This is a genomic window from Streptomyces albospinus, assembly GCF_014648695.1.
GTDB lineage: Bacteria > Actinomycetota > Actinomycetes > Streptomycetales > Streptomycetaceae > Streptomyces > Streptomyces albospinus.
The window spans coordinates 1-1,133 of the sequence record NZ_BMRP01000139.1 but is presented as its reverse complement, the minus strand read 5'-3'; the positions used below and the strand labels follow the sequence as shown (position 1 = coordinate 1,133).

Below are 1,133 nucleotides of genomic sequence, written 5' to 3'. Positions count from 1 at the left end.
CCGGCCGGTCGGCGAGTCAGAAACCGTTGATGTAGGCGAAGGGCATGCGAAAGGCCCGGCGTAGAGGGTAAGACCCCCGTAGCTGAAACATTAGCGGCTTGCTTGAGAATCACCCAAGTAGCACGGGGCCCGAGAAATCCCGTGTGAATCTGGCGGGACCACCCGTTAAGCCTAAATATTCCCTGGTGACCGATAGCGGATAGTACCGTGAGGGAATGGTGAAAAGTACCGCGGGAGCGGAGTGAAATAGTACCTGAAACCGTGTGCCTACAAGCCGTGGGAGCGTCGCGCAGGGATTTTTCCTTGCGTCGTGACTGCGTGCCTTTTGAAGAATGAGCCTGCGAGTTTGCGGTATGTTGCGAGGTTAACCCGTGTGGGGAAGCCGTAGCGAAAGCGAGTCCGAATAGGGCGTGGAGTAGCATGCTCAAGACCCGAAGCGGAGTGATCTAGCCATGGGCAGGTTGAAGCGGAGGTAAGACTTCGTGGAGGACCGAACCCACCAGGGTTGAAAACCTGGGGGATGACCTGTGGTTAGGGGTGAAAGGCCAATCAAACTCCGTGATAGCTGGTTCTCCCCGAAATGCATTTAGGTGCAGCGTCGTGTGTTTCTTGCCGGAGGTAGAGCACTGGATAGGCGATGGGCCCTACCGGGTTACTGACCTTAGCCAAACTCCGAATGCCGGTAAGTGAGAGCGCGGCAGTGAGACTGTGGGGGATAAGCTCCATGGTCGAGAGGGAAACAGCCCAGAGCATCGACTAAGGCCCCTAAGCGTGTGCTAAGTGGGAAAGGATGTGGAGTCGCAGAGACAACCAGGAGGTTGGCTTAGAAGCAGCCATCCTTGAAAGAGTGCGTAATAGCTCACTGGTCAAGTGATTCCGCGCCGACAATGTAGCGGGGCTCAAGCACACCGCCGAAGTCATGTCATTCATACTTTAGCCCTAACGGGTGTGTGGATGGGTAGGGGAGCGTCGTGTGCCGGGTGAAGCAGCACCGGAAGGTAGTTGTGGACGGTTCACGAGTGAGAATGCAGGCATGAGTAGCGATACAAGAGTGGGAAACTCTTGCGCCGATTGACTAAGGGTTCCTGGGTCAAGCTGATCTGCCCAGGGTAAGTCGGGACCTAAGGCGAGGC

1 rRNA gene is annotated in these 1,133 nt (G+C 56.3%); it reads left to right on the top strand.

Annotated features, from left to right (window positions below):
* Positions 1-1,133, top strand: a 23S ribosomal RNA gene (locus IEZ17_RS41650); the annotation flags it as partial.